Source organism: Verrucosispora sp. WMMD1129 (assembly GCF_029581255.1).
Lineage (GTDB): Bacteria > Actinomycetota > Actinomycetes > Mycobacteriales > Micromonosporaceae > Micromonospora > Micromonospora sediminimaris.
The window spans coordinates 4,578,293-4,596,928 of the sequence record NZ_CP120741.1 but is presented as its reverse complement, the minus strand read 5'-3'; the positions used below and the strand labels follow the sequence as shown (position 1 = coordinate 4,596,928).

At 70.9% G+C, this 18,636-nt stretch carries 19 protein-coding genes and 1 pseudogene; 10 read left to right on the top strand and 10 right to left on the bottom strand.

Translation table 11 applies throughout. The features are described from left to right. Positions 1-37: 37 nt before the first annotated feature. A pseudogene (locus tag O7624_RS21425) lies at positions 38-262 on the bottom strand (hypothetical protein); the annotation flags it as partial. A gap of 318 nt (positions 263-580) precedes the next feature. On the opposite strand from O7624_RS21425, the gene O7624_RS21420 reads away from it, so the two are divergent. The 3 genes from O7624_RS21420 to O7624_RS21410 all read left to right on the top strand — a co-directional run bounded on the left by O7624_RS21420 (position 581) and on the right by O7624_RS21410 (position 2,949). Beyond that, positions 581-1,381, top strand: a complete 801-nt coding sequence (locus tag O7624_RS21420; RefSeq protein WP_282237028.1) for a helix-turn-helix transcriptional regulator — start codon at positions 581-583, stop codon at positions 1,379-1,381. Continuing rightward, positions 1,372-1,554, top strand: a complete 183-nt coding sequence (locus O7624_RS21415) for a DUF397 domain-containing protein (RefSeq protein WP_282237027.1) — start codon at positions 1,372-1,374, stop codon at positions 1,552-1,554. The genes O7624_RS21420 and O7624_RS21415 overlap by 10 nt, the downstream gene beginning before the upstream one ends. A gap of 141 nt (positions 1,555-1,695) precedes the next feature. Beyond that, positions 1,696-2,949: an AI-2E family transporter gene (locus tag O7624_RS21410; RefSeq protein ID WP_282237026.1), complete on the top strand. Its 1,254-nt coding sequence runs from the start codon at positions 1,696-1,698 to the stop codon at positions 2,947-2,949. A gap of 54 nt (positions 2,950-3,003) precedes the next feature. On the opposite strand, the gene O7624_RS21405 is transcribed toward O7624_RS21410, so the two are convergent. From O7624_RS21405 to O7624_RS21385, 5 genes are all read right to left on the bottom strand, one after another. Continuing rightward, complete coding sequence (locus tag O7624_RS21405; RefSeq protein ID WP_282237025.1) at positions 3,004-3,813, bottom strand: alpha/beta hydrolase; 810 nt, start codon at positions 3,811-3,813, stop codon at positions 3,004-3,006. 77 nt (positions 3,814-3,890) lie between these two features. Next, a complete protein-coding gene (locus O7624_RS21400; RefSeq protein WP_093410615.1) occupies positions 3,891-4,178 on the bottom strand; it encodes a hypothetical protein in 288 nt (95 codons plus the stop codon). 74 nt (positions 4,179-4,252) lie between these two features. Further along, positions 4,253-6,037: a 3-hydroxybutyryl-CoA dehydrogenase gene (locus tag O7624_RS21395; protein ID WP_282237024.1), complete on the bottom strand. Its 1,785-nt coding sequence runs from the start codon at positions 6,035-6,037 to the stop codon at positions 4,253-4,255. A gap of 161 nt (positions 6,038-6,198) precedes the next feature. Further along, the gene (locus O7624_RS21390) at positions 6,199-7,254 is read right to left on the bottom strand and encodes an alpha/beta hydrolase (RefSeq protein ID WP_282237023.1); all 1,056 of its coding nucleotides are present in this window, start codon (positions 7,252-7,254) and stop codon (positions 6,199-6,201) included. A gap of 88 nt (positions 7,255-7,342) precedes the next feature. After that, the gene (locus O7624_RS21385; protein WP_282237022.1) at positions 7,343-7,798 is read right to left on the bottom strand and encodes an FHA domain-containing protein; all 456 of its coding nucleotides are present in this window, start codon (positions 7,796-7,798) and stop codon (positions 7,343-7,345) included. Positions 7,799-8,050: 252 nt separating this feature from the next. Between O7624_RS21385 and O7624_RS21380 the strand changes: the two genes are divergently transcribed. Then, on the top strand, positions 8,051-9,547 hold the full coding sequence (locus tag O7624_RS21380) for an aldehyde dehydrogenase family protein (RefSeq protein WP_282237021.1): 1,497 nt from the start codon (positions 8,051-8,053) through the stop codon (positions 9,545-9,547). A gap of 12 nt (positions 9,548-9,559) precedes the next feature. Here O7624_RS21380 and nucS read toward each other — a convergent pair whose 3' ends face one another. Continuing rightward, positions 9,560-10,219, bottom strand: coding sequence for an endonuclease NucS (nucS, locus tag O7624_RS21375; RefSeq protein ID WP_093410627.1), 660 nt, complete (start codon positions 10,217-10,219; stop codon positions 9,560-9,562). 71 nt (positions 10,220-10,290) lie between these two features. Between nucS and O7624_RS21370 the strand changes: the two genes are divergently transcribed. Then, positions 10,291-10,911 (top strand): DUF4126 domain-containing protein, encoded by a 621-nt coding sequence (locus O7624_RS21370; protein WP_093410677.1) that lies wholly within the window; start codon positions 10,291-10,293, stop codon positions 10,909-10,911. 84 nt (positions 10,912-10,995) lie between these two features. After that, positions 10,996-11,295: a DUF1540 domain-containing protein gene (locus O7624_RS21365; RefSeq protein ID WP_210830096.1), complete on the top strand. Its 300-nt coding sequence runs from the start codon at positions 10,996-10,998 to the stop codon at positions 11,293-11,295. Positions 11,296-11,337: 42 nt separating this feature from the next. On the opposite strand, the gene O7624_RS21360 is transcribed toward O7624_RS21365, so the two are convergent. After that, the gene (locus O7624_RS21360) at positions 11,338-13,341 is read right to left on the bottom strand and encodes a protein meaA (protein ID WP_282237020.1); all 2,004 of its coding nucleotides are present in this window, start codon (positions 13,339-13,341) and stop codon (positions 11,338-11,340) included. 107 nt (positions 13,342-13,448) lie between these two features. Between O7624_RS21360 and O7624_RS21355 the strand changes: the two genes are divergently transcribed. Both O7624_RS21355 and O7624_RS21350 read left to right on the top strand, forming a co-directional pair. After that, on the top strand, positions 13,449-14,297 hold the full coding sequence (locus O7624_RS21355; protein ID WP_093410636.1) for an ABC transporter ATP-binding protein: 849 nt from the start codon (positions 13,449-13,451) through the stop codon (positions 14,295-14,297). Then, positions 14,294-15,142 (top strand): ABC transporter permease, encoded by an 849-nt coding sequence (locus O7624_RS21350; RefSeq protein WP_282237019.1) that lies wholly within the window; start codon positions 14,294-14,296, stop codon positions 15,140-15,142. Before O7624_RS21355 ends, O7624_RS21350 begins: the two co-directional genes overlap by 4 nt. Before the next feature lie 39 nt (positions 15,143-15,181). Here O7624_RS21350 and O7624_RS21345 read toward each other — a convergent pair whose 3' ends face one another. Both O7624_RS21345 and murA read right to left on the bottom strand, forming a co-directional pair. Continuing rightward, positions 15,182-16,030 carry a 3-hydroxyacyl-CoA dehydrogenase family protein gene (locus O7624_RS21345; protein WP_282237018.1) on the bottom strand — a complete coding sequence of 283 codons (849 nt, stop codon included), beginning with the start codon at positions 16,028-16,030 and terminating at the stop codon, positions 15,182-15,184. Positions 16,031-16,166: 136 nt separating this feature from the next. Continuing rightward, positions 16,167-17,609 carry a UDP-N-acetylglucosamine 1-carboxyvinyltransferase gene (gene murA / locus O7624_RS21340; RefSeq protein ID WP_093410644.1) on the bottom strand — a complete coding sequence of 481 codons (1,443 nt, stop codon included), beginning with the start codon at positions 17,607-17,609 and terminating at the stop codon, positions 16,167-16,169. On the opposite strand from murA, the gene O7624_RS21335 reads away from it, so the two are divergent. Continuing rightward, positions 17,608-18,180 (top strand): cob(I)yrinic acid a,c-diamide adenosyltransferase, encoded by a 573-nt coding sequence (locus O7624_RS21335; RefSeq protein ID WP_093410647.1) that lies wholly within the window; start codon positions 17,608-17,610, stop codon positions 18,178-18,180. The genes murA and O7624_RS21335 overlap by 2 nt on opposite strands. Beyond that, the gene (locus O7624_RS21330; protein ID WP_282237017.1) at positions 18,156-18,572 is read left to right on the top strand and encodes a VOC family protein; all 417 of its coding nucleotides are present in this window, start codon (positions 18,156-18,158) and stop codon (positions 18,570-18,572) included. The genes O7624_RS21335 and O7624_RS21330 overlap by 25 nt, the downstream gene beginning before the upstream one ends. Positions 18,573-18,636: the final 64 nt, after the last annotated feature.

The window sequence follows — 18,636 nt, the reverse complement described above, 5'->3', positions numbered from 1 at the left end:
CCCCGCACCCGCACCCGCACCCGCACCCGGGTCTGGTCCAGGCGAGGAAGCGGGAGAAGAGGACTGGCGGGGTGGGGGCGTCGTGGGGGTTGAGGTGGTAGAGGTCGCGCATGGCCTCGTGCATCAGGCCGGCGAGATAGATCGACAGGCCGGTCAGGTTGTGTTCGTACTCCGCCCGCAGCAGCAGTCGCGCCTCCCCGCAGGGCCAGGGCTGCCCGTCGGTACGGCAGCACCAGGTCGGCCGTAGCGGGGTGTGTGGTGGTCGAGCCGGCACGGCGGCGCGCGCGTTTGACACATCAATCTCCGGCGAGGAGGGCTCCGGACACATCTGGTGTCACCGGAGCGGCACCAGATGCTCCCGGAGCGGGTCTGGGTAGGGCCGCTCGCAGGGGGATTGCGAGCGGCCCCCGCCTGAACCCGTCCGCGCCCTCCGGGCAACGAACGAATCCGGCATGGCTGACAGTTTGGTGACGGGACCGCTACTGTCGGAAGGCATCGAGGCTGGTGGTGGCCCTGGTGCGTGACCCGGAGGCCGGCGACGGACGCCGAGTGATTCTCGGCAGGCGATTGTGGAGGCAGTGTGGAGCAGACCACGGCGGATCTGATCCGGTCACAGCTACGCCGGCTGCGCGTCGCCGCCGGGCACAACCAGGAGGAGTTCGGGAAACTGGTGCACTACTCGGCGTCCATGGTCTCCGCCGTCGAGACCGGCGCCCGGCCGTACGACCGTCAGCTCCTGGCCCGGGCCGACAAGGTGCTGACCTCCGGCGGGCTGCTGGTGTCGCTGCTGCGGATCGCCGAGCGGGAAGGACAGCCGTCCTGGTTCCTGCCCTGGCTGGACGCCGAACGCCAGGCCCGGCAGCTCCGGGTCTTCCAGCCGACGCTGATCCCGGCGCTGCTCCAGACCGAGGGCTACGCCCGCGCGGTGATCCGCTGCGACGACCTGCTCAGCGACGAGGAGGTGGAGCAGCGGGTGGCCGCCCGGCTGGACCGGCAGGCCATCCTCGACCAGCCCGACCCGCCGCAGCTCATCGCGGTCGTCGACGAGGCCATCCTGCATCGTCGGGAGGAGCGTCTCCGGACGCTCATGGCGCACCAGATCGAGCACCTGATCGCCTGCGCCGAGCGGCCGAACGTCAGCGTCCACGTCGTGCCGCTCAGCGTCGGGCTGCACATCGGCCTCTCCGGCTCGTTCTCGTTGGCCCGAGGTGTGGACGGTGGCTGGGTGGCGAGTCAGGAGACCCAACTGACCGCCGCGCCGACCGACAACGAGGCGAATCTGGCTACCCTGTTGGCGCGCTGGGAGACGGTGCGCAACGAGGCGCTGTCCCGCCAGCAGTCGATCGCACTCCTCAACGAGATGGTGAAGTCATGTCCCTGAACGGCGCGACCTGGCGTACCTCCACCCGCAGCGGTAACACCGACTGCGTGGAGGTGGCCGACAACCTGCCCGGCGTGGTGGCCGTCCGGGACAGCAAGGACCGGCAGGGTCCGGTGCTCGCGTTCACCCCGTCGACCTGGCGGTCCTTCGTCGACCGGCTCAAGCAGGCATGATCCGCGGCGGCTGCCCGCACTGAGCCACCCACGCCCTCAGCTCGCCAGCGCGCCCGCACCACCGACTCGGGTCGGCGCAGGCCGCTCGCCGGCCGGGGCAGCACGATCCGGCGGCCGCCGGAAGACCGACGGGGAGACCGGATGGCACAGCACGAGCCCGACGAGGCCGAGCCGAGACCGGCCGAACCCGACCGGCCCGAGGCAGGTCGAGGTGACGCGACGCGAGCCCGGGAGGTGACGCCGGAGGGCGCGCGGACGGCAGGCCCCGGCGGGGATACGAGGAACGCGGTGCCAGCCGGCGAGACCGCCACGGCCGGCGGGGCGCAGCGTCCGGAAGGGGTGGACTCCGGCCGCTTCGGCACCCCCGGGCGTCCCCTGCGACGCAACAGTTTCCTGGTCGGATTCACCGGGGCGCTCGGCGTGCTGCTCGCGTACGCGGTCTATCTGGGGGTGCGCAACGCCGCGGGGATCCTGGTCCTGGTGGTGATCGCGCTCTTCCTCGCGGTGGGCCTGCACCCGGCGGTGATCCGGCTGCGGTCCTGGGGGTTCCCGCGCGGGTTGGCCGTCGCGACGGTCGTGCTGATCGTGCTGGCGCTGCTCGCCGCCGGGGTGCTGGCGCTGGTGCCGCCGATCGTGACCCAGTCCGGGCAGTTCATCGAGCAGTTGCCGAGCTACCTTGAGTCACTGCGCCGCAACGAGACGGTGAACGACCTGGTCGAGCGGTTCGACCTGATGCGGCGTGCGCAGGAGGCGGCCAGCGCGGACGTGGTCGGCCGGGCCTTGGGCGGGGTGCTCGGCGGCGCCCAACTGCTCTTCGGCACCGTCTTCCGGGTGCTGACCGTGCTGGTGCTGACCATCTACTTCCTGGTCTACTTCGACCGGCTCCGCGACCTCGGCTACGCGTTGGTGCCACGCTCCCGTCGCCAGCGGGTGCAACTCATCGGCGACGAGATCCTGACCAAGGTCGGGGCGTACATGGTCGGCGCGCTCGCCATCGCGGTCCTGGCCGGTGCGAGCACCTTCGTGTTCGCGCTGATCGTCGGCCTGCCATATCTGTTCGCGCTGGCGGTGGTGGTCGCGGTGACCGACCTCATCCCACAGATCGGCGCCACCCTCGGTGCCGTGATCGTCAGCCTGGTCGGCTTCGCCACCGACCTCTCGGTCGGCATCGCCTGCGTGATCTTCTTCGTGATCTACCAGCAGGTCGAGAACTACCTCATCTATCCCAAGATCATGCGACGTTCGGTGCAGGTCAACGAGGTCGCGGCGCTGGTGGCCGCGCTGCTCGGGGTGTCGCTGGTGGGGGTGATCGGCGCGCTGATCGCCATCCCGACGGTGGCCGCCATCCAGCTCATCCTGCGTGAGGTGATCCTCCCCCGCCAGGATGCCCGCTGACCCGCCGGCCAGGGCAGACCGGCGTCGGCCTCAGGCCCGGCGCTCGGGTGAAGCTCAGTCGGCCCGGCGCTGCGGTGGGCCGGACACCGGCGTGTCGGCGAACGCGGCGACCGTCCGGTCGGCGTACGCGCTGGCGTCGCCGGTCTCCATCGGGCCGTCCCAGGTGGTCGGTAGCGGCACCGGCACCGCCGGGTTGACCCGCCGGACCACCTCGTCCAGCACGGTCTCGGCGTCGCCGACCCAGAGGTGCTTGGCACCGGGTACGCCGACGACCTCGGCCTGCGGCACCGCCGCGAACTGCTCACGGGCCTGCTCCGGGCGCAGGTAGTCGTCGAACTCCGGCACCAGCGCGGTGAGTGGCTTGCCCGACTCGGCCCACTGGTCGAGGTCGGACCGGCCGGAGTAGCGCAGCGGCGGGGAGAGCAGGATCGCGCCGGTCACCGCCGGATCGCAGCCGTAGCGCAGCGCCAGGTCGGTGCCGAACGACCAGCCCAGCAGCCAGACGTTCGGCAGTTCGTGGAACTCGGCGTACTCGATCGCGGCGGCGACGTCGAAGCGCTCGCCGACGGCGGAGTCGAAGCTGCCCTCGCTGGTGCCGCGCACGCTGCTGGTGCCCCGGGTGTTGAATCTGAGCACGGCCAGGTCGGCCAGGGCGGGCAGTCGCCAGGCCGCCTTGCGAAAGACGTGGCTGTCCATCATCCCGCCGTGGGTGGGCAGCGGATGCAGGCAGACCAGCGTCGCGGCCGGTTCCCGGTCGACCGGGCGGGCCAACTCGCCGACCAACCGCAGCTCATCCGCGGTGTGCAGTTCGATGTCCTCCCGGTGCCCCGGCAGGATCGAGGAGGCACGGATAGCTTTACTCACCCGCCCATTGTCCCGTGCCGCCCACCGCTCCGCTCTCGACGTGACCAAGATCGCGAAGGTGACTCCGGGCCGCGTCGTCAGCCGTGGCGGGGCGCGTTGCGCCCGCGCTGGATGACCGGGGCCCGGCGGTCGCGGGCACGCCAGCAGCCGGTGTGCCAGTGCCGCCGGTCGGTCAGGTCACCCCGGCCGTCCGCCGGCCAGGCCACCACGTGCGCCACGCCGGGCCGGATCTCCTGGTCGCACCCGGGGCAGCGGTACGTCTTGGTGGACGCGCCGCCGCTGATGCCGCGTACCTGCCACTCGCCGTCCCGCCACTGCTGGACCGCGGCGACGCCGTGCCGGGCGCGCTCGGTGTCGAGGCGCACCGCGTCGTCACGGCGGGGACGGTTGCGACGGGGACTCACGTCGTCAAGCGTACGGTCGAGCTGCCGTGCCCCGGTCAGCGGCGGGTGTGGTCGCGGAAGCCGCGGCGGGTCTTGCGGCCCAGGTAACCCGCGGTGACCAGGTGCTCCAGCAGCGGCGCCGGGGCGAACCCGGGCTCCCGCAGTTCCAGGTACAACTCCCGCTGGATGGCCAGCGCCACGTCCAGGCCGACCACGTCGAGCAGCTCGAACGGGCCCATCGGGTAACCGCAGCCCAGCTTCATCGCGTGGTCGATGTCGTCGGTGGTGGAGTAGCTGGCCTCCAGCATCCGCACCGCGTCGTTGAGATACGGGAAGAGTAGCGCGTTGACGATGAAACCGGACCGGTCGCCGCAGACCACACCGGTCTTGCCCAGCGTGGCACTGACGGCCTGAGCGGTCGCGATGGTCTCGGCCGAGGTACGGATCGTCCGGACGATCTCCACAAGCGGCATCGCCGGGGCCGGGTTGAAGAAGTGCAGACCGACCACGTCGGCCGGGCGCTGGGTGGCCATCGCCACCTCGATCACCGGCAGCGACGAGGTGGTGGTCGCCAGCACCACGCCCGGCTTGCAGATCTCGTCCAGGCTGGCGAAGAGGGCCTTCTTGACGCTGAGTTCCTCCACCACCGCTTCGACCACCAGATCCACGTCGGCCAGGTGGTCCAGCGTCGCCGACCAGTTGATCCGGCCGAGCGCGGCGTCCCGGTCCGCCTCGCTGAGCCGGCCCCGGACCACGCCCTTGTTCAGCGAGGTCTGCACCGCCTCGAAGACCTTGGCCGACTGCTCCGCACCCCGGGTCACCGACACGACCTCGTAGCCGGCGTTGGCGAAGACCTCGATGATCCCGGTCGCCATCGTCCCGGAACCCACGATGCCGATCTTGGTCACGGCCGCGTCGGACACTGCCGGTTCCGTCGTGGTCGGCGTCTGCTCGTCCGGTACGACCTTCGGCGAACCGGGCCGCTCGTAGGTGTAGAAGCCCCGGCCGGACTTCCGCCCGAGCAGCCCGGCGGTCACCATCTGCTTGAGCAACGGCACCGGGGCGTGCCGGCGGTCCCGGCCACCACGCCGGTACATGGTGTCCAGGATCTCGTACGCGGTGTCCAGGCCGATCAGGTCCATCAGCGCGAGCGGACCCATGGGCAGTCCGCAGCCGAGATTCATGGCCGCGTCGATGTCCTCACGGGTGGCGTACCGGGACTCGAACATGTCGACGGCGTGGTTGAGGTAGCCGAAGAGCAACGCGTTGGCGATGAACCCGGCCCGGTCGCTGATGGTCACGTCGACTTTGCCGAGCCGTCCGCAGAGCGCCTCCACGTCGGCCACCACGTCGGCTGAGGTGACCACCGTGCGTACCACCTCGACCAGCTTCATCACCGGTGCGGGATTGAAGAAGTGGATGCCGACGACCTGGTTGGGGCGCGCGGTGGCCACGGAGATCTCGGTGACGCTCAGCGACGAGGTGTTGGTGGCGAGGATGGCCTCGGGCTTGCAGACCCGATCCAGCTCGGCGAAGAGCCGCTGCTTGAGGTCGAGGTGCTCGGGCACCGCCTCGATCACCAGGTCCACCGAGTGCAGCGCGTCCAGACCGACGGCGAAGGTGACCCGGGCCAGCAGGGCGTCCCGGTCGGCCTCGGTGAGCTTGCCCCTGGCCACCGCCCGGTCCGTCGAGCCGGTCAGGTTCGCCCGCCCACGGTCGAGCGCGGCGTCGGAGATCTCCACGGCCACCACGTCGATGCCGTTACGGGCGAAGACCTCGACGATGCCGGCACCCATGGTGCCCAGACCCACCACACCCACGCTGGTGAACTCGCGCGCCACGACCCGGCCTCCCCTGTCCGCAACGACACGGCCCGACATGAACGGCCGCTAAGGTTATGCGCGCGAGTCTGCCACGTGACGCACGGTTGTCGAGGCGCCGTGGCACATGTCACCGATGCCCGGTTTACCCACCTGGCGGGTAGGCGGGTGCTCCGGGCTGGTCAGGCCGGAGCGACCCCGGCGAGAGCGAGCAACTCCGCGACGAACTCCGCCGGGCGCTCCAGGTGTGGGCTGTGCCCGCAGCCGGGCAGCGCCACCTCCCGGTAGCTTCCGCCCGCGGCGACGTACCTGTCGAGCACCGCACGGATCTGCCCGATCATCGGCTGCGGTGGGCACGCCTGTGCCCCGGGCCAGCCGGGCACCACGCCCAGCGCTCCGAGCTGCGCCAGATCGAACAGCGAGGTGTCCGAGACGATCACGTCAGACTCACCGCGGATCCAGGTGACCGGGGGCTTGGGTGTCACGGCCACCAGTTCCTCGGCGACCCGGAAACGCGCGAGTGCGTTGAGCACGCCACGGCCACCCGGTGCGCTACCCGGCCAGTTCGTCGAGGGCACCGCGTCGCCGGGGTAGTTGTCCGGGCCGGTGGCGGTGGAGAGCAGGCTGTCGAGCAGCAGTTCCTCGTCGTCGCCGAGGCTGGCGGGGTCCGCCACGTACGCGGACCGCAGCACACTGCGCGGGCTGGTCCGCGCCTCGGCGCCACGGTCGCCGGCGGCCAGCCGCGCGACGAAGTCGCCGCTCGTCGCGCCCGCGCCGGAGCCGGCGAGGTCGGGCGTGGTCGGGGTGCCGGCCAGGTCGCGGATGGCGCCGAAGCCGTACGGGGACACCGGTGCCGCGAGCAGCAGCCCGGCAATTCGGTCCGGGTGATCCACAAGCAGGCGCATCGCCACTCCGCCACCGAGCGAGTGACCGACCACCAGGGGCCGGGCGCCCTCGGCGAAGAGCGACGGCTCGTCGAGCAACGCCGCCACGTCGTCGGCGAAGTCGGTCAGGCCACGGTTGGCGTCTACCGGGGCGGTCTGCGTGGCGCCGTAGCCACGCAGATCCGGCGCGACCACTCGGACGGTCTTCGGCAGGCGGCGCACCAGCGGCTCCCAGAAGGCGGCCGAGGAACAGTTGCCGTGCACGAGCAGCACCGGCACGCCGCCTACGGGTCCGGCCACCCGGACGGCCTGGGTGATGCCGTTCGCGGTGACGACCTGCTGCTGGGTCTCCATCCGCGGCATGCTGCCACGATCGACACCGCCGGTCCATATGGTCGGCACCCATCTGCGGCCGGGCCGACGTGTGACCGAGGTTCGGTCGTCAGCGGCGGACGCCGACCACGGCTGCCGCGCCGGGCTGCCCGGGCACCACAGGTGTCGCGACCGTGGCGGGCAGCGGTCGGTTCGGTCGCCGCTCCTGGCGGGGCAGTTCGAAGCTCAGGCCCACCGGGTCCGTCCGGGCCACACCCGGGTCGAAGAACCTCAGCTCGGTACCGCCGATCCGGATCACGTCGCCGTCGCTGAGCCGGACGACCTCGGTGACCCGGCGGTCGTTCACCCAGGTGCCGTTGGTGGAACCGAGATCCACCAGAGAGGCAACCTCCCCGGCCCGCCAGATCTCGACGTGTCGACGGCTCAGGTGCGGATCGTGCACGACGATGTCGACCGCCGGGTCGCGACCGATCACCTGTGGCCGACGCGGCAGCCGAAAGCGCTGCCCCCGCATCGGCCCGGCGGCCACCGTCAACAGCGGCATCAATTGCGGATGTTCCTCCATGGACAGTCAGTCCTTCCACCCGTGCGACGATCCCGGATCAGGGTTTCACCAGCGGGTGTCCACCTTCACCATCCAGCCGGATGCGTACCGGCAACCATCCGGGTGCTTTGTGTTCACATCTTCCACGGCGGCCGGCAACGGAACTGTCGGCCGGACGCGAGGTTCGTCCGGTTCAACCACCCGGACGGCCGGGAGGATTCGCCCGTTTCCCCACCCCTACCGGCGAGTAATTCTCGCGTCTAGACTTCCGCCATGACGGCTGTGCTACCCCCCGGCACCCCAACTGTTCAGGGCAACCACCTGATCTCCACCAGCCCGGCCACGGGCGACGAAGCGGGACGCGTTCCGGTCGCCGCCGCGGTGGACGTCGAACGTGCCGTCGAGCGGGCCCGCGCCGCCGGCCAGTGGTGGGCAGGGCTCGGCTTCACCGAGCGGCGGGAGCGGCTGCTGCGCTGGCGGCGGCTGCTCGCGCAGCGGATGGAGGAGTTGGCCGGCCTGATGCACGCCGAGGGCGGCAAACCGGTCGCCGACGCACTCGTCGAGATCGTGACCGCGGTGGAGCACGTCGACTGGGCGGCCCGTAACGCCCGGCGGGTGCTCGGCCCCCGGCGGGTTCGCTCACGGCTCGTCCTGGCCGAATTCTCGGCGCACCTGGAGTACCAGCCGCATGGCGTGGTCGGCGTGATCGGTCCGTGGAACTATCCCGTTTTCACCCCCATCGGTTCCATCGCGTACGCACTGGCGGCCGGCAACGCGGTGGTCTTCAAGCCGAGCGAGTACACCCCGGTCGTCGGTCAGTGGCTCGTCGACAGCTTCGCCGAGGTGGTGCCCGAGCATCCGGTGCTCACCGCGGTGCACGGCCTCGGCGACGTCGGCGCTGCCCTGTGCCGGGCCGGCGTCGACAAGCTCGCCTTCACCGGCTCGACGGCAACCGCGAAGAAGGTGATGGCGGCCTGCGCGGAGTCGCTGACCCCGGTGCTGCTGGAGGCCGGCGGCAAGGACGCCATGATCGTGGACGCCGACGCCGATCTGGACGCCGCCGCCGAGGCCTGCGTCTGGGGAGCGATGACCAACGCCGGGCAGACCTGCATCGGCATCGAACGCGCCTACGCCGTGGAGCCGGTCTTCGACGCGTTCGTCGACAAGGTCGTCGAGCGCGCCGGGCGGCTCACCGTCGGACCCAGGGACGCCGACATCGGACCGATCACCATGCCGAGTCAGCTCGACGTCATCCGGCGACACATCGAGGACGCGGTGGCCCGGGGCGGTCGGGCGGTGCTCGGCGGGCCGGAGGCGGTACGACCGCCGTACGCGCACCCGACGGTGCTGGTCGAGGTGCCGGAGCAGGCTGCCGCCGTACGCGAGGAGACCTTCGGGCCGACCCTGACCATCAACCGGGTCCGCACCGCCGACGAGGCGCTCGCCCGGGCCAACGCCCTGCCGTACGGGCTGGGTGGTTCGGTCTTCGGTCAGCGGCGCGCGGTCGCGATCGCCCGGCGGCTGCGCTCCGGCATGGCCTCGGTCAACTCGACGCTCACCTTCGCCGGCATGTCCACCCTGCCGTTCGGCGGCGTCGGCGAGTCCGGTTTCGGCCGGATCCACGGCGAGGACGGGCTGCGCGAATTCGCCCGGGCCAAGGCCGTCACCCGCCGCCGGGGTCGTTCACTGCTGCCCTCGACCACGTTCGAGCGCACCCCGGCCGACGTCGCCCGGCTGGTGAAGGCGGTCAAGCTGCTCTACGGCCGGTGACCGCGGCACCGCCTAGAAGAGCGTCAACTCGTCCCGCTCGATGCCGCGCAGCCGGTCGTAGTCGACCACCACGCAGCGGATCCCCCGGTCGGTGGCGAGCACCCGGGCCTGCGGCTTGATCTCCTGCGCCGCGAACACCCCGGCGACCGGGGCGAGCAGCGGATCCCGGTTGAGCAACTCCAGGTAGCGGGTGAGCTGCTCCACGCCGTCGATTTCGCCACGGCGCTTCACCTCGACGGCGACCGTGCCCTGGTTGGCGTCCCGGCAGAGCAGGTCGACCGGGCCGATCGCGGTCATGTACTCGCGACGGATGAGGGTGTAGCCGTCTCCCAGTGCCTCGGGGTTGGCCGCCAGCAACTCCTGGAGGTGAGCCTCCACGCCGTCCTTGCGCAGCCCGGGATCGACACCCAACTCGTACGAGGTGTCCTGGAAGATCTCCTCCAGGGTGATCCGCAGCTCCTCGCCGGCCTTGTTGACCACCCGCCAGACGCCCGGGGCCTCCTCCAGCCGGCACGGCGGGCTCATCCAGTTCAACGGCTTGTACGCCCGGTCATCGGCGTGGATGGAGACCGATCCGTCCGCCTTCACCATCAGCAGCCGGGTGGCCGGCGGCAGGTGGGCCGAGAGCCGTCCGACATAGTCCACCGAGCATTTCGCAATCACCAACCGCACCCGAGCAGGGTAGCGGAGTCACCGGGCATCGCCACCGAGCGGCGCTGGCGTGCCGGTGCCATGCTGTGCTGGTGCTCGAAGTGCTCACCGGTACCGGCCTCGCCGCCTCGGCGGGGCTGAACGCCTACATTCCGTTGCTGGCGATGGGGCTGCTGGCCCGCTACACCAGCGTCATAGACCTGCCTGGCGGGTGGCAGTGGCTCGGCAACGAGTGGGTGCTGGGCATCCTCGCGGTGCTGCTCGTCGTCGAGGTCGTGGCGGACAAGGTGCCAGTGGTCGACCACGTCAACGACATGGTGCAGACGGTCGTCCGGCCGACGGCCGGCGGGTTGGCGTTCGGGGCCGGATCCGCGTCCGAGACCGTGACGGTGAGCGACCCGGACAGCTTCTTCGCCAGCGGCGGCCAGTGGTTGCCGGTGCTGGTCGGGGTGCTCATCGCGTTCGGCGTACACCTGCTGAAATCGACAGCCCGTCCGGTGATCAATGCGGCCACGGCCGGCGTGGGCGCGCCGGTGGCGAGCACCGCCGAGGACGCCACAAGCGTGGTGATGTCACTCGTCGCGATCATCCTGCCGGTGCTGGTGCTCGTGTTCCTGGTCGGCCTCGTGCTCTTCCTCCCGTGGCTGCTGCGCCGCCGGGCGGACCGGCGGCGGGAGCGGCAGGCCGCACGGGAGGCGGGCTTCCGCGTCTGACTACGGACCACCGGCACGGCCGAAACGCCACCCCAACCTGCCCTAAAGCCTAAAATTGGGGCAATCAACGGAGGAGGTTGGGTCATGACCGCAGCAATGGAGATGCCCCGGGTCCAGGAGTGCGTGGTTGCCGCCTGCGCGTACAACCACACCGGCGACTGCCACGCCTTCGCCATCACCATCGGCAGCATGGACCACGCCCACTGCCACACCTTCATCGAGATGCCCGCTGTCCGGGCCGGCCTCGACGGGCAGATCGCCCAGGTCGGGGCGTGCCAGCGCGCCGACTGCCGGCACAACGAGCAGTTGGAGTGCCAGGCACCGGCGATCCGGGTCGGCCCCGACGCCGACATGGCCGACTGCATGACCTACGACCACCGCTGAGACCTCGTCCGTGCGGTCCCGGCCTCGTGCCGGGACCGCACGTCACAGCTCGTTCGCCTGCCGGATGACGGTGACCAACTCGTCGATGATGTCGGTGAGGGCGAAGTCCTTCGGGGTGAACACCCGCGCCACCCCGGCCGCGCGCAGGCGCTCGGCGTCCGGAGCGGGAATGATGCCGCCCACCACCACCGGCAGGTCCGGTCGGCCGGCGGCCCGTAGCCCGTTGAGGACCGCCGGTACCGCCGCCAGGTGTGAGCCGGAGAGCACGGAGAGCCCCACCAGGTCCACGTCCTCCTCCACCGCGGCGGCCACGATCTGCCCGGCGGTGAGCCGGATGCCCTGGTAGATCACCTCGAAGCCGGCGTCGCGGGCGCGTACCGCGATCTGCTCGGCACCGTTGGAGTGCCCATCCAGGCCGGGCTTGCCGACAAGCAGTCGCAGCCGCCCGCTGCCCAGCTCGCGGGCGGTGGCGGCGACCCGCGCGCGGACCTCGGCCAGACCCTCGTCACCACCGCTGGCGGACCCGCCCGCCAGCCCGGTCGGGGCCCGGTACTCGCCGAACACCCGGCGCAGGGCCGCCGCCCACTCGCCGGTGGTCACCCCGGCCCGGACGCACTCCAGGGTGGCCGTCATCAGGTTCGTCGTGGTCGCGGCGTCCGCGCGCAGCCGGGCCAGTGCCGCGTCCACGGCCGCCGGGTCGCGGTCGGCCCGCCAGGCGCGTACGGCCGTTGCGGCAGCCACCTCGACGGCGGGATCGACCTGCACGACCGCGTCGGCACCGGCGGCGGTCAGCGGTGACGGCTCGGTCTCGGTGAACCGGTTGACGCCGACCACCACGTCACTGCCGGCCTCGATCCGTCGCCGCCGACCGGCCAGGGAGGCCACCAGGGCGCTCTTGAGGTAGCCGGTCTCGACGGCGGCGACCACACCACCCATCTCCAGCACCGTCGCCAACTCGGCCCGGGCGCCGGTGACGATCTCGTCGACAAGCGCGGTCATCACCCGCGAGCCGTCGAACAGATCCGGATACTCCAACAGGTCCGACTCGTACGCGAGCACCTGTTGCATGCGCAGCGACCACTGCTGGTCCCACGGACGCGGCAGGCCGAGCGCCTCGTTCCAGGCCGGCAGTTGCACCGCCCGCGCCCGCGCCCCACGGGAGAGGGTGACCCCCAGCATCTCCAGCACGATCCGCTGCACGTTGTTCTCCGGCTGGGCCTCGGTGAGCCCGAGGGAGTTGACCTGCACGCCGTACCGGAAGCGGCGCCGCTTCGGATCCTCGACGCCGTACCGGTCGCGGGTGATCTCGTCCCACAACGCGCCGAACGCGCGCATCTTGGCGATCTCCTCGACGAACCGCACCCCGGCGTTGACGAAGAACGAGACCCGCTGGACCACGTCGCCCATCCGGCGCGCCGGCACCTGGCCGCCGTCGCGCACCGTGTCGAGCACCGCCACCGCCGTGGCCAGCGCGAACGCCACTTCCTGCACGGGTGTGGCCCCGGCTTCCTGGAGGTGGTACGAGCAGATGTTTACCGGGTTCCAGCGCGGCATCTCGCGCAGCGTGTACGCGATCACGTCAGCGGTCAGTCGCAGCGAGGCGGCCGGCGGGAAGATGTGCGTGCCTCGGGAGAGGTACTCCTTGATGATGTCGTTCTGGGTGGTGCCGGCGCAGCGGGCGAGGTCGGCGCCCTGCTCGGCGGCGACCGTGCCGTAGAGGCCGAGCAGCCACATCGCGGGCGCGTTGATGGTCATCGAGGTGTTCATGTCGGCCAGCGGGATGCCGTCGAAGAGCGCCCGCATGTCGCCCAGATGCGACACCGGGACGCCGACCCGGCCGACCTCGCCGGTGGCGAGTTCGTGGTCGGGGTCGTACCCGGTCTGGGTGGGCAGGTCGAAGGCGACCGACAGACCGGTCTGCCCCTTGGCCAGGTTGCGGCGGAAGAGCGCGTTGGTCGCGGTGGCGGAGGAGTGCCCCGCGTACGTGCGCATCACCCAGGGGCGGTCACGCTCCGGCAGCCGGCCCGGGAGTGCCTTCTCATCCATGGCCGGAGTTTAAGTTACCGTTCAGTAGAGCGGGTTGTGCAAAACCACACAGCCGCCACCACCCCCGGTGCGGACGCCGGGTCCCGGCGGGCCGCACACTTGACGGCATGAGTGACGACGTCGCGATCCGCGTCCGGGGACTGCGCAAGACGTACGGCGACAGTCTCGCGGTCGCCGGCCTGGACCTGGACGTCCACCGGGGCGAGGTGTTCGCCCTGCTCGGGCCGAACGGCGCCGGCAAGACCACAACCGTGGAGATCCTGGAGGGCTACCGCCAGCGCGACGCCGGCGAGGTACGCGTCCTCGACGTCGACCCGGCCAGCCCGACGCGCGACTGGCGGGGGCGGGTCGGCATCGTGTTCCAGGGCACCGGGGAGTTCGACGAACTCTCCGTCGCCGAGGTGGTGCACCACTTCGCCGGCTTCTACGCCGACGCCGACGACCCCGACAAGGTGATCGAACGGGTTGGGCTGGCCGCCAAGGCCCGCGCCCGTACCCACACCCTCTCCGGTGGTCAGAAGCGCCGGCTCGACGTGGCACTCGGCATCGTCGGCCGCCCGGAGTTGCTCTTTCTGGACGAGCCGACCACCGGCTTCGACCCGGAGGCCCGGCGGGAGTTCTGGGAGCTGATCCGTGATCTCGCCGCCGCCGGCACCACAATCGTGCTGACCACGCACTACCTGGACGAGGCCGAGGCGCTCGCCGACCGGGTGGGCGTGATCGCGGCCGGCCGGCTGGTCGAGGTAGCCGCGCCGAACCAGCTCGGCAACCGGCAGGAGGCGCTGGCCACGGTCTCCTGGCGTACCCCCGATGGCACGCCGGACAGCGCGCAGAGCGCGACGCCGACGGCGCTGGTGGCGGAACTCGCCGCGCGGTTCGGCGGTGAGGTGCCCGGCCTGACCGTCACCCGGCCCACCCTTGAGGACATCTACCTGACGATGATCGGACACCGATGACCACCACGACGAGACCGGCGGAACCGGTCACCGCCGCAGCCCCCGCCCGGCGCAGCGGCCCGGCCGGCCTCGCCCTGCGTCAGGGGCGGCTGGAGATCCGGCAGTTCCTGCGCAGCCGCGAGTCCGTCGTGTTCACGCTTGGCTTCCCCCTCATCATGGTGCTGATCTTCGCGTCGATCTTCGACGAGGAGATCGCGCCCGGGGTGAGCTACACGCAGTACTTCATCACCGGCATGATCGCGACCGGCCTGATGACGGTCAGCTTCCAGAACCTCGGCATCTGGATCCCGATCGAACGGGACCGGGGTGTGCTCAAGCGCTACCGGGGTACGCCGATGCCGAAGTGGGTCTGGTTCGCCGGCAAAGTGATCATGGTGCTGGTGACCGGCGTGGTGATGACCGCGCTGCTGCTCGCGGTATCGGTGACGCTGTTCGACCTGGAACTGCCGACCACCACCACAGCCTGGTTGACCTTCGGATGGGTGAGCGCCCTGGGGGTGACCGCCTGCACGCTCTGCGGCATCGCCATCTCGTCGCTGGCCCGGACCGCCCGCAGCGGTTCGGCGGTGGTCACCCCGGTCGCGCTGGTGCTCCAGTTCATCTCCGGGGTCTTCTTCGTCTTCACCAACCTGCCGACCTGGATGCAGCAGGTGGCGGCGCTGTTCCCGCTCAAGTGGATGTGCCAGGGCCTACGGGCGGTGTTCCTGCCGGAGAGCTTCGGTGCGGACGAGCCCGGCGGCTCGTTCGAGCTGAACCGGGTCGCCCTGGTGCTGGGCGTCTGGTGCGTGATCGGTCTGGTGCTCTGCCTGACCACCTTCCGCTGGACCACCCGCCGCGACGGCTGAGTCACGGGGAGGGCCCGTCGGGCCCTCCCCGCAGCGGCGTCAGTACGAGTAGAAGCCCTGGCCGGTCTTGCGGCCCAGATCGCCTGCGGTGGCCATCCGCTGCAACAGCTCCGGCGGGAAGAACTTCTCGTCCGCCGTGTCGGTGTAGATGTTGCGGGTCGCGTTCAGCAGCACGTCGACACCGGTCAGGTCGACGGTGGCCAGCGGGCCCATCGCGTGCCCGAAGCCGAGCCGGCAGGCGGTGTCCAGGTCCTCGGCGGAGATGACGCCCGCCTCGACCAGTTTGACCGCCTCCATGGCCAGCGCGCAGATCAGCCGGGTGGTGACGAAGCCGGCGATGTCCCGGTTCACCACCACGACGGTCTTGCCGATCTCCTCGGCGAAGGACTTCGCCCGCTCCAGGGTGTCATCGCTGGTCTTGTAGCCACGCACCAGCTCGCAGAGCTTCATCATCGGCACCGGCGAGAAGAAGTGGGTGCCGACGACCGCCTCCGGACGCTCGGTGGCCGTCGCGATCTGGGTCACCGGAATCGCCGAGGTGTTGGTTGCCAGCACCGCGTCTGCCTTGCAGATCTTGTCCAGCGCGCGGAACACCTCGTGCTTGATCTCCAGCTTCTCGAAGACCGCCTCGATGACGATGTCCGCGTCGCCGGCAGCCTCCAGCTCGGTGGTGGGGGTGATCCGCCCGAGTGCCGCCTCGACCTCGTCGTCGGTGAGCTTGCCCTTCTCCGCGAACTTCGTCAGCGACCGCCGGATGCCGTCCAGACCGCGCTTCGTCGCCGTCTCGTCCAGATCCCGCAGCACCACCTGCCAGCCCGCCTGCGCCGCCACCTGGGCGATGCCCGAACCCATCAGACCGGCACCGACGACCGCGAGTCGACCCGCCATGCTGCTTCTCCCTCGCTGCGAATGAGTGTCTGTCTGCACCCTAGTCGGCGGGGCTGAACGATGACTAAGCGCGACCGGCAATAGGGCGGTGGAGCCGCAGCCCCGCCAGTTTTGTTGCCGGTCACGCTAAGGTCACTCAGATGGTCAGCTCGGGTTCCTCAGGTGCGGTCGCCCGCTCCACCTCGATGCCGAGCGCCCGCAGGTCGGCCACGAAGTCGGGATAGCCCCGGTCGACGTGGTGCACGTGCGACACCTCGGTCACCCCGTCGGCACAGAGCCCGGCGATGATGAGCCCGGCTCCGGCCCGGATGTCGGTCGCACGTACCGGCGCGCCGGAGAGCCGCTCCCGGCCGCGTACCACCGCGTGGTGCCCGTCGGTCTTGATGTCCGCGCCCAGCCGCATCATCTCGTTTGCGAACATGAACCGGCCGTCGAAGATGTTCTCGGTGATCAGCGAGGCGCCCTCGCTGAGCGCCGCGAGCCCGATCGCCATCGGCAGCAGGTCGGTGGCGAAGCCCGGATAGGGCAGCGTCACCACGTCCACCGCGCGGGGTCGCTCGTCCATGCGTACCCGGAAGGAGTCCGCCCGGGTCTCCACCATGCCGCCGGCGGTGACCACCTTGTCGAGCGCGACCTCCAGGAACGCCGGATCCAGGCCGGTGACGGTCACGTCGCCACGGGTCATCGCCGCGCCGAACGCCCAGGTCCCCGCGACGATCCGGTCCCCCACCGTGGCGTGCCGGACCGGGCTCAGCCGGGGTACGCCGACGATGGTGATGGTCGAAGTGCCCTCGCCGTCGATCAGCGCACCCATCCGCTGGAGCATCGTGCAGATGTCGACGATCTCGGGCTCACGGGCTGCGTTTTCGATCACGGTGGTGCCCTCGGCCAGCACCGCCGCCATGATGAGGTTCTCGGTCGCCCCGACGCTGGGAAAGTCCAGCACGATCTCCGCGCCACGCAGCCGGTCGGGGGCCGAGGCGATCACGAAGCCGTGCTCGCCGGAGATGTCGGCACCCATCCGGGTCAGCCCGGAGATGTGCATGTCCAGACCCCGCGAACCGATCGCGTCACCGCCCGGATGGGCCACCCGCACGTACCCGCGGCGGGCCAGCAACGGGCCCAGCACGCAGATCGACGCCCGCAGCCGGCGGACCAGGTCGTAGTCGGCCTCGACGCCCGGCTGCTCCGGCACGTCGATGACGACCGACCGGGACCGGGCCACCCCGCCGATCGCCACCATCGGGTCCACCGGATCGTCGGCGTCGAACCGTACGCCGCAGCCGAGGCGGCGCAGCACCTCCCCCATGATGGCGATGTCGGTGATCCGGGGCACGTTGGTGATCACCGTGCGGCCGGGAGCGAGCAGCGCGGCGGCCATCAGCTTGAGCGCCGAGTTCTTCGCACCGACCACGTGCACCGTGCCGGCGAGCCGGGCGCCACCGCGTACCCGGATGACGTCGACATCGGCGATCGCGGGATCACCGGCGTCACCCGGGCCGACGCCCGCAGGCCAACCCGTGCCGGCGTCCGGCCGGGCCGGGATCGTCAGGTCCGGTATCCGTAGGCTGTGCGTCATGGCCGTCCACCTCACGCGCATCTACACCAAGGCCGGCGACGCCGGCATGACCAGGCTGAGCAACAACGAGCAGGTGCCGAAGAACGATCCACGGATCGTCGCGTACGCCGACGTCGACGAGTGCAACGCCGCCCTCGGCGTGGCACTCGCCCTGGGCCAGCTACCCGACGCGCTCCGGGCGGTGCTGGGGTCGATCCAGAACGACCTGTTCGACGTGGGCGCCGACCTGTCCACGCCTGTCGAACCGGACCCGAAGTATCCGCCGCTGCGGGTCACGGAGGAGTACGTCGAGCGCCTCGAGGGCTGGTGCGACGAGTACAACGCGCGCCTGAGCAACCTCGACTCCTTCATCCTCCCCGGCGGCACCGCGGGCGCGGCACTGCTGCACGTGGCGCGGACGATCGCCCGGCGCGCCGAGCGGTCGGCGTGGGCGCTCATCGCACACGACCCCGACCGGACCAGCCACCTCCCGGCAAAGTATCTCAACCGGCTGTCGGATCTGCTCTTTATCCTCTCAAGAACGGCAAATCCGGACGGAGACGTGCTATGGGTGCCGGGCGGAGGGCGGTAACCGTCGGTGCGCTGCACCACGTGGAGCTCTGGATACCCGACCTGAACGCCGCAATGCGTAGCTGGGGCTGGCTGCTCGGCGAGTTGGGCTGGACGCCGTTCCAGCAGTGGCCGGCCGGCCACTCCTGGCGACTCGGCTCGACGTATCTGGTGCTTGAGGCATCACCAGCGCTGACCGGCAGCCGCCACGACCGGCGCGCCCCGGGCCTCAACCACCTGGCCTTCCACGCCGGCTCGGCCGCCGCCGTGGACCGGCTGGTCGAGCAGGCACCGGCGTACGGCTGGGAGCTGCTCTTCGCCGACCGGCACCCGTACGCCGGCGGACCCGACACGTACGCCGGGTACCTGGCCGATGGTCAGGGGTACGAGGTGGAGTTGGTGGCGTCGGCCTGAGCTTGTCTTCGGGTTTGGTTGCTGTTGTTGGATGTGCCGCTGGCCGGCACCCGGGTGTCGGGTG